At 52.9% G+C, this 8,626-nt stretch carries 10 protein-coding genes; 7 read left to right on the top strand and 3 right to left on the bottom strand.

What is annotated here, in order from left to right; all coding sequences use genetic code 11:
- The first annotated feature begins 479 nt into the window (after positions 1 to 479).
- From IT775_RS20850 to IT775_RS20830, 5 genes are all read left to right on the top strand, one after another.
- Positions 480 to 1,667: a site-specific integrase gene (locus IT775_RS20850; RefSeq protein ID WP_212703182.1), complete on the top strand. Its 1,188-nt coding sequence runs from the start codon at positions 480 to 482 to the stop codon at positions 1,665 to 1,667.
- Between the two features lie 79 nt (positions 1,668 to 1,746).
- A complete protein-coding gene (locus IT775_RS20845; protein WP_212703181.1) occupies positions 1,747 to 2,478 on the top strand; it encodes a hypothetical protein in 732 nt (243 codons plus the stop codon).
- 83 nt (positions 2,479 to 2,561) lie between these two features.
- Complete coding sequence (locus IT775_RS20840) at positions 2,562 to 2,804, top strand: helix-turn-helix transcriptional regulator (RefSeq protein WP_212703180.1); 243 nt, start codon at positions 2,562 to 2,564, stop codon at positions 2,802 to 2,804.
- Positions 2,805 to 2,929: 125 nt separating this feature from the next.
- Entirely contained in the window at positions 2,930 to 3,148 is a 219-nt protein-coding gene (locus IT775_RS20835; RefSeq protein ID WP_212703179.1) for a hypothetical protein, read from the top strand.
- 182 nt (positions 3,149 to 3,330) lie between these two features.
- Positions 3,331 to 4,479 carry a hypothetical protein gene (locus IT775_RS20830; protein WP_212703178.1) on the top strand — a complete coding sequence of 383 codons (1,149 nt, stop codon included), beginning with the start codon at positions 3,331 to 3,333 and terminating at the stop codon, positions 4,477 to 4,479.
- Positions 4,480 to 4,716: 237 nt separating this feature from the next.
- Here the strand turns inward: IT775_RS20830 and IT775_RS20825 are convergent, their stop codons facing one another.
- From IT775_RS20825 to IT775_RS20815, 3 genes are all read right to left on the bottom strand, one after another.
- Positions 4,717 to 5,832 (bottom strand): hypothetical protein, encoded by a 1,116-nt coding sequence (locus IT775_RS20825; RefSeq protein WP_212703177.1) that lies wholly within the window; start codon positions 5,830 to 5,832, stop codon positions 4,717 to 4,719.
- A gap of 364 nt (positions 5,833 to 6,196) precedes the next feature.
- A complete protein-coding gene (locus IT775_RS20820) occupies positions 6,197 to 6,778 on the bottom strand; it encodes a PIN domain-containing protein (RefSeq protein WP_212703176.1) in 582 nt (193 codons plus the stop codon).
- Positions 6,778 to 7,242, bottom strand: coding sequence for a helix-turn-helix domain-containing protein (locus IT775_RS20815; protein ID WP_212703175.1), 465 nt, complete (start codon positions 7,240 to 7,242; stop codon positions 6,778 to 6,780). Before IT775_RS20815 ends, IT775_RS20820 begins: the two co-directional genes overlap by 1 nt.
- 429 nt (positions 7,243 to 7,671) lie before the next feature.
- On the opposite strand from IT775_RS20815, the gene IT775_RS20810 reads away from it, so the two are divergent.
- Together IT775_RS20810 and IT775_RS20805 are read left to right on the top strand one after the other, a co-directional pair.
- Positions 7,672 to 8,364, top strand: a complete 693-nt coding sequence (locus IT775_RS20810) for a hypothetical protein (RefSeq protein ID WP_212703174.1) — start codon at positions 7,672 to 7,674, stop codon at positions 8,362 to 8,364.
- A gap of 44 nt (positions 8,365 to 8,408) precedes the next feature.
- Positions 8,409 to 8,626 (top strand): hypothetical protein (locus IT775_RS20805; RefSeq protein WP_212703173.1); only part of this gene is annotated, 218 nt, incomplete at its 3' end.

Below are 8,626 nucleotides of genomic sequence, written 5' to 3'. Positions count from 1 at the left end.
TCGTTCGTTTCATTGTCCGTCCTCATGTTGGGGCGGACTCTAGTTCCAAATGGTGGAAAAATCCCGTGGCAGGTCAAGGTCGCTATCTGCGCATAGCCGCCGTTGAGGCATACCGCAGTGAATGTCTGCAATGCGCCTCCCCACTTCACACGCGGCAACCGGGCAGTTTTGTAGCACCGGTGTAGCACCGGCTCGGAAGGCGCAAACGCCAAAAGCGCCCCTTGGGGCGCCATCGTATTGTTTTGCATGTAGATTTTTGGTTGCGGGGGCAGGATTTGAACCTGCGACCTTCAGGTTATGAGAGCGCTCCGGCCCTCTTGCACCACTTGCGCCAAACTTCGCCCCTCTACCCTATCTTATTGTTATCGCTTATTTTTCGTTGACGCGCCGTTCTACCGGCTTCTACCTCTTACCCCGTAATTTGCTTCCAGTTGCTTCCACAATGCTTCCACGGAAGCGAAGCAGAAAGAGGATAAGAGATGCCGAAACTCACCAAACGCGCCGTCGAAGCGCTGCGTCCCGAGGCGAAGGATTACTTTGTCTGGGACAGCCAAATTGCCGGGTTCGGCGTCCGCGTCATGCCCTCCGGTGCGCGGACCTATCAGGCGCAATATCGGAAGGGCGGCAGAACCCGGCGCGTGTCGGTCGGGCGGCATGGCAAGATTACCGTCGATGAGGCGCGCAAGCTCGCCAAGGAAATCATGGGCCAGGTCGCGCGTGGAGAGAACCCCGCCGAAGAAATCTCACTGCACCGAAAAGCACCTACCGTTGCCGCGCTCTGCGAGCGGTTCTTCGACAGCCATGCCAAGGAGCGTTGCAAGCCCTCCACGCAGAAGGAATACCGCCGCGCCATAGACCTGTTCATTGTTCCCGCGCTTGGCAGCTTCAAAGTGGTGGACGTGGAGCGCAAAGACATTGCCGATTTGCACCACAAGTTCCGGGGCAAACCATACCAAGCAAATCGAACCCTTGGCGTGCTTTCCAAGATGTTCAACCTGGCCGAAGTCTGGGGCCTGCGCCCGGACGGCTCCAACCCGTGCCGCCATGTGCCGAAATATCGGGAAATCAAACGCGAGCGGTATCTCAGCCAGCATGAGCTACAACGGTTGGGGCAAGTCTTGGCCGACGTGGAACAGGAAGGCAGCGAAACGCCCTTTGTGGTCGCCGCCTTCCGGCTGCTGATCCTGACCGGCTGCCGCCTTGGGGAAATCCAAACCCTGAAATGGGAATACATTACCCCGCATGGCATGGAACTGCCGGACAGCAAGACCGGCGCACGGCGCATCCCCCTGCCCCAGCCAGCGCGCGACGTCCTGGCGAACCTGCCCCGCACCCCCGGCAATCCTTATGTGATCGAGGGTAAATTACCGCGCAAATATGCCACCGATTTACAGCACCCGTGGCGACGCATCCGCGAGCGCGCCGGTCTGCACAATGTGCGCATTCATGATCTTCGACACACCTATGCGTCAAATGCGGTTTCCTCAGGAATGCCAATTCAGATGGTCGGGCGGCTCTTGGGACATACCCAACTGCAAACCACCATGCGCTATGCCCATCTAGCGGATGATCCTGTCCGGCGCGCGGCAGAGGAAAACGCGCAAAGGCTCGGAATGTCACTGAATATACCGGAAAATCAGGTCAGGAAATTTCAGGTGATTTCGTGATATTTCCTGATATTTCATTAGATATCAACACACACGCCTATACCCGGAAAAACATACAAATACTTATAAAAGCAGCAAAATGCACACACATGAAATCAATGAAGAGCTCTGGAATGCAGGTATCTACCTGAGCCAAGCTGACCGCAGTTTTGCCCCGGAAAACCTCCGGAAGGCGTGGGAAGAAGCCTCCAAGAAAAGTGCGCTGCACGCGATGCAAGATAAGATGGAGGAGCTTAAGGAAACACAGGTAGACTTCACCAAAAAGTTGGAAGCTATGCTCGGTGCCGTAAACGAGGTGTCGCGTCCAAAAGACGATATTTTAAAGAAAATGAGGGAGCTAGTTGTCAACTGGTTGAAGCGCGGGGATTTGGTTGCATATGGCTTTGAGAAGCCAAGACGGATGGCATCCATACCCTACGAACTGCCTGCGCAGCTATGGCATGGGCGCATCGACTGGTTTGATTCCTCGCTCAGTTCTCAGAGTTTGGAACTCGTTCAAATAAGGGTTTTGTCGAAAGCTATGATCGACAAGGTAACCACTGCAGCGCTGCCAAACAGCGAAACACTGGCGGAACCGGTTCAACCGGCAATTGGCCGCCCCACGATCCAGCCTCAGATCAAAGCAGCCTACCTAAGCGTGGCAAGCTCCGAAAAACTGGACAAGACCATGAGCTTGAAAACCGTCGCCGAGCATGTTCGCCTTCAGCTAGCCCAAGACAATCCCGACCTGCAAGTCACTGAAAACAAACCAAGTTACGAGACGATACGAAGGGTTATATCCCCCCTCTGGAAAGAACACACAAAACAATAAACTCAAGGCCCTTTTATTGTTATTTTTTGTGTCCTGCAGCGAGGCGAAAACGGTCGCATCAGATCTTTATCGGAGAACATCAGATGCAAACCAACGCAGCAGACACCACCAACGCCCCCGCTTCGGAATTCCTGGACGGGTTCATTGACGAAGCCAAGGCCGCTGATTTCCTGTGCCAAAGCGTACGCACCGTTCAAAAGTGGCGCGTGACCGGCTTTGGCCCGAAGTTCTATAAATCAGGCCGCTCCATCCGCTACCGCCGCCGCGACCTGCTCACCTGGGGCGATGAACGCCGCCGTAAAAGCACCAGCGCAAGCGGCATCTGAGTTTTGCCCGCTCGGGGCTGGCAGCGCCGTGCGGGATTTTGGGGCCGGAAGGCTCTCAGGGGCGCGGGCGAAACGGTCCCGCGCCCTTTTTCATTCCACAGATCAAACCGAAAGCGACCGAAACCATGGCGAACCAGCCTGCACAGAAATTCAAGATTGGCCTCATCACGGCCACCGTTTGGGATAACGACGGTTTCTACACCGTCGATCTTTCCCGCGCCTATAAGTCCGATACCGACGAATGGCGCAATACCGGCAGTTTCCATCATTCCGACCTGCTCAATCTCGCCAAATGTGCGGAGCGCGCCGAAATCTGGATTGGCCGTCAAATGAATGCCAGGTGATACCAGCGCCGGGCCACGGCCCGGCCCCAAAACCAATGCTGCCCCGCCGGAGGCACTAAGGGGGCCAAAGGCCCCCGCCCTTTTCCCTCACATCTCAATTGAAACCAGCGGCCAGAGTGCCGCGCAGGAGGGGGGACATGTAACACCCCCCTCCACGAATACGAAAGCGAAGAGCATCGCAGATGAACGCACAAATCCTGCATTCGGGCTTTGACGGGCTGAGGTTCACCCTACAGGCGGAGATCACGCCGGAGCTGCGCCGCGAGCTGGCCCTAGCGAAAGCCCATGCCAAGGAGCATAATCAGGATATCGAACTGCGCTTTGGCGATCTTCTCTTGTCCGTCACCGGGAAAGGCGGGCGTACCTTCAACACCCATACGGGCGAGCTGGGCGCGGTCTGGATGTTCCAAGACCCCGAAGACCGCATTCCGAACAATCCGGGCATCACCGTTGACTTTCGCGCGCTTGGGCTAGCCACGGGCGGGCTGGATCATGCGGAACGGCATTTCCGGGAGGTCATGGAAGCCATGTCTATTCCCTATGGAGAGCACCAATTGCGTGTTTCCCGCGTAGACTTCGCGATGGACGTGCTGGCCCCGTGGTTTGAGCCGGAGCGGATCGCGCTTGTGGCCCCGCCGGGCACGAAGGTGACGGAATATACCGGAGCCGATGAAACGGTCACACAAGCCACGGGAAGCCGGGTAACAGGTCTTCGGGCCGGGAATGTCGATAACCGCCAGCTCGCGATATACGACAAGCGCGCCGAAGTGATGCAAAAGGCCAAGGACGGCTGGCTTGCAATTTGGAACGCGGAACGCGCCGCTTGCAGTCAAGAGCCTCTGAACCTGTCCGACCGGGATGCCAGCCAGGTCTGGCGTTTTGAACTGCGCCTTGGCTCAAAGCAACTCCGGGGGCGGTTCGAGATGCATTCCTGGGCCGATCTCCGGGATCGTCTTGGAGATGCCTACAACGACGCCTTGGGACGCCTGCGCTATTGCATCCCCTCCAATGACAGCAACCGCGCCCGCTGGCCTCTTCATGAACTGTGGCGGCTATTTGAGGACACAATCGGCCAAGACCTCGCGGTGCACTGCTGCGGCGTGCAGCCCTTGGACGTGATCTTTGCCAACCGCACCGCCAAAATGCGGGAACTGGATCAGCAGCTTTTAGGCCTGTTTGTCACTCGGGCAGCTATCTCGGATATTACGCCGGATGAGTTCTATGGGTTTATGGAGCAGCACATAGACGCGTTGCAGAGATACAGTGAAGAGCATCCGAAAACGTTGGAGGAAAGGTTGCAGAAAGCAGGCGGGAAATATCGTTGGACGTAGGGCACTCTGGGCGGGGGGATGGCGTCGTTCACTGCGCCTCTTAAGAAGGTCCGCTGTGCGAAGGAAGCGCCCTTTGTAAAATCAAAAAAATGGCCCACGAAGGGTGCGGTGACTGGGCGTCGTTGATAGCGTTTGTTCCTGCGACGGAGGTGATCGTTTGCCAGCCATATCGGCACAAACATACGAAATTGCTTTCGCCGTCCTTTTCGTAAAACTTTATATGTCGACGAATTCAGGCTATGAGCTTATCAGCGCGTCGATGCGTTTAGGCAGTTCCGTGAAGCGACCGACTAGCTTGCCTTTGAAAGGCTCGAAATTGCTAAACGTGTTGGCCATAGATTTGTCGCATCTGAATAGATCACAATCATAAGCATAACACATCTGCATCAAGTCCATCATGTCAGATCGCTTGAATGTATAGCCGGGCTTCATCACTCGGGCCAAATAGTGTTGGAAATGCCTGGAGCGGCCTTTGCCAAGAAGCTCCTCCAGCTTTGCGTCAACTTTATCGGGGTCAAATTCGGGCAAAGAGCGCTGCTTAGTTAATTTGCGCGCTTTCGACTTATCAATGCCAGCATCTATTAGAACGGAACGAGTGGACAGCATTTCCGCATTCAATTTCTGGGTCGCCGATACCAAATTTTGCATGCTCTGAACAGCATTTTCAATATCGTCGATAGACTTCCCAAAATATTTATCGATGACGTTTGGGTGGTCTGCATAGTCATAGACAATGCGGCTATATTCCGCTGGGTCTGATAGCCAAGCGTTCATGCGTTTTTCAAACTCTGAATCGCTGCACAGCCCCTTCATGAAACGCTCCAAGATACGGCTTTCAACAATTTCATCAGACACCGGAAGCTCACCGTAGTCAGATCGCTTTCGTCCCCATGTTGAACCCTTTTTTCGAACTAACTCGTGCATTGACGATTTGCGTCCGAGCTGCCTTCTTTGAGCCCGGTTTAAGCCTTCGGTTTTCGCCAGTTCTTCGATCAAAATTTCGTGCATCTGACGTCTAAATTGTTTTGCCGAAATGATTTTTTGATCTTTTTTGAGTATCCACTTGCCATCGTTGGGAAAAGATGCGCCCTTTGCAAGGTCGGAGAAATTAGGGAATGCATTCGCTCCACAAATGTTCTTGATCAGCTGGCCGCGACGCACACGCTCGGATCGATTGGTGATGTCTGGCTTGGTGATGAACTCAACAATCGTCGCAATTGAAAAACCTATGACGATTGCTCCATTATCCCGATATTCGAGCAGTTCCGACAAAACCTGATGGTTCGTGCCGTCGTCGGGCTCGTTGAAGAGATTAATGTAGTCTTGCGTGTCTAGGTAAACAATCAAAGGCATGGCACAGCACATAGTAGAGCGTTTAATCTAATAAAAGGCCATAGAACTGAGCTCCAAGAATTCTTTTCCTTCGTGTTCATCACGTTCGTTGGACGTATGAACATGTTATTCCGACTGGATTGGTTATAGGGCCTCACGTTAGCCCCAAGGGGCAAGGCCTATGAACCAGAAATAAAGGAGATGACTGCTCCTTCCGCACAGTTTCTGTTAGCCAGAACTGCAGCGAACGAGCTCTTCCTGCCGATCAGCTATTCCGCTTCGGGCTGAGAGCGTTCATTCACTGCAAGAAGAGCGAAGGGTCGGGAAAGGTCGCTATCAAATCGTGGGCTTGGAAAGGGACAGGTCCGTAAGCCAAATCAATGCATCAAATTACTTCGACATACTCTCTAAGGAATTCAGAAGATTGTATCAAGCCTTGCCCTTCCATCTTCGCAAGAAGTCCCTCTGCAGTGTACTCAGGGTGTTTCATGCGTTCCCGCATAGCTTTTACCGCTTGCAAACTGCGGCCTGGCGTCAGATCCAAAGTATCCGTAATGAAGTCATCTGAGGACAGGACTTCGATGTCAAACTTCCGCAGAACATCTGTGGGAAAATCCTTCAAATTTTCTGTAACAATCACGTCTGCGCGAGCACTCACAGCAGCTGCAATAACATGTAGATCATCGGGATCAGGGAGACCCTCAATATTGAGGTATCCCTCAACATCTGCGGCATATTGAACTATCGCTTCAGGAAAGGCTCTATTCATCGCAGCACGTTGCTTCGAGGTATCCGCTTTCCCTTCAGTAATGGTCGATATTGCCGCTTCCGTCTCTTCCAGTATCCGATCACTCCACCGCACCCTGAAAAGTTCTTCGGAAGCGAGGCTCAGTATGAGATTACGTCGCAGTGCGCCGGCCAAAGTACTTGCATCGATGAGCGCGGTGAAGCGATTTCCATGGTTCATTAAAAGAGTCCTGCCTCGCGATCCAGTTCCGCCAACTCATCAAGCGCACTCTTCCGCTCATCGTTCCTCTTGTCCCGATACGCGAAGAGATTTTCTGCAAGAATGCGACGGTGACGGCCAACTTTATGGAAAGGAATATCCCCTTGCTCGAGAAGTTTGACGAGATGGGGGCGTGATACGTTCAAGTAGTCTGCCGCTTGTTTGGTTGTGAGCTCAGCTTTTACGGGCACCAACGTGAAGCCTCGCCCGCTAGCGACAAGTCGGAGGACCTCCAACAGAGACTCCGATATCGCTGGCGTCAAGGTTATGGGTTGGACCTCGCCTTTCGGATCGGCAAGCTCGAATTGTACGCCACCGTCTTCCTGACGTTGCGACGAGATCAACTTCACAAGCTGCTCAGCGTTTTGGATCTCTACCTTATCAGGCAAACGATCCACGAAACCCTCCTTACGTACTGCATTCATTGTCTTCACTCCTGGTCTCTCCTGTAACTTCAGATAGCGCGCCCCGCAGTCAATATCAACGAAATAAACGAAATATACGAAATAAACGCAACAAGGTTGTAGGCATCTAATGAAATTTCAGGGGATGTGTGAAAATCACTGTCGGCGCTTCGGTGGATCGTTCCGAGCATTCGTTGGAACTGATGTGTATGTCTGCTTAGGGCTGGGAGAGGTCATCCGCCTCGATCGGGTCCAACAGCAACTTTACGCAGAAAGCGGATTCTTGCAAACCTGCAGGAGTAACCCAAAACGATCTTTCCATTATTTCGCAACGAACGATGACATCGAACCCGTTTCAGTCATGTGTGCGGATGAAATAGTAAGGACAAATTGTTTCTTCAGCAGGCAAGCTATAATTTCTTAATATATTAGGAAAGCCGGTGGGACGTCATGCATTGGCCTTTTTTTCAAACAACCGGAGCCACATCGCATATGAGACCAGGTTACCAAGAAATATTAGAAAATGCCGGGCTTGAAGTTGAGTATGTATTAGATTTCCTCTCGGAGCTCAAATCCACCGAAGAGACGAGGAAGCTTTGGAGAGCTTGGTCAGGATTTCTCGAACACTATGTGAAGGCTGTGTCCGCAATGAGACGCGCCACGGCCCAAGGAAAATCCAAGTCGTGGTCTGATAGTTTGCTACATCAACAACGTAATGATGCCATTCTGCAGTATGCCTACCAAGCGAGAGATCACGCGTCCCACGTTTTCGAGGGAAAGCGGGAAGCAAACCCCAGATCAGTTTCTTTAGGGGGGATGATTTCCGTTGCAGGAAATTCAAGTGTATCTCTTTCGAACAATTTCAAGATAGGACCGGATGGAATAGTCCATAAGATTCCAGACGGAGTACTCAAGACCGAAAATGGTCGCTACGCCGGGGGGACCATCCCTAAAAATGCCGTTGAGGAGCATCAACATTTTCTTGTTTTGAAAGATGTAGAAACCAGAAGCGGTGTTTGGCCCATACCTAATCCAGAAACTCATCCAGAAAAGAGAGCGATCGAAATCGCGGAGCACGTCGCCAGTTGGCTGGAAGCTCGGCTTCACGAAGTCAAAAAACTCGCTGCAGCGGAAAAAAAGTAAACTAATCGGTATTGGCGACTTCTATCCACGTCGAGGACCATTGATTGAACAACCGCGAAAGGCTGGTGAAAGGTCGATATGGACCAACAGCCTTTCTACCGACACATGACTCCCCGAATATCCGCATTCAACAGAGAATCAAGATTCGGCGCATGTTGCGCTTTCGCCACGGCCTGGATTCGCTCCATTTGCTTCCACGTTGCTTCCAGCGCGGGGATCGCAACGCGAACGGCCGCCCTTGGGCGGTCGCTAACGTATTGAT

Source organism: Thalassovita aquimarina (genome assembly GCF_018219815.1).
GTDB classification, from domain to species: domain Bacteria; phylum Pseudomonadota; class Alphaproteobacteria; order Rhodobacterales; family Rhodobacteraceae; genus Thalassobius; species Thalassobius aquimarinus.
This window is presented reverse-complemented; position numbering and strand designations above follow the sequence as displayed.

Bases quoted from the DNA above. Each gene is read 5' to 3' on its own strand.
- IT775_RS20815 (WP_212703175.1), bottom strand. From the start codon at position 7,242: ATGAATGCAGTACGTAAGGAGGGTTTCGTGGATCGTTTGCCTGATAAG.
- IT775_RS20850 (WP_212703182.1), top strand. From the start codon at position 480: ATGCCGAAACTCACCAAACGCGCCGTCGAAGCGCTGCGTCCCGAGGCG.
- IT775_RS20830 (WP_212703178.1), top strand. From the start codon at position 3,331: ATGAACGCACAAATCCTGCATTCGGGCTTTGACGGGCTGAGGTTCACC.
- IT775_RS20840 (WP_212703180.1), top strand. From the start codon at position 2,562: ATGCAAACCAACGCAGCAGACACCACCAACGCCCCCGCTTCGGAATTC.
- IT775_RS20825 (WP_212703177.1), bottom strand. From the start codon at position 5,832: ATGCCTTTGATTGTTTACCTAGACACGCAAGACTACATTAATCTCTTC.
- IT775_RS20810 (WP_212703174.1), top strand. From the start codon at position 7,672: ATGCATTGGCCTTTTTTTCAAACAACCGGAGCCACATCGCATATGAGA.
- IT775_RS20820 (WP_212703176.1), bottom strand. From the start codon at position 6,778: ATGAACCATGGAAATCGCTTCACCGCGCTCATCGATGCAAGTACTTTG.
- IT775_RS20835 (WP_212703179.1), top strand. From the start codon at position 2,930: ATGGCGAACCAGCCTGCACAGAAATTCAAGATTGGCCTCATCACGGCC.
- IT775_RS20845 (WP_212703181.1), top strand. From the start codon at position 1,747: ATGCACACACATGAAATCAATGAAGAGCTCTGGAATGCAGGTATCTAC.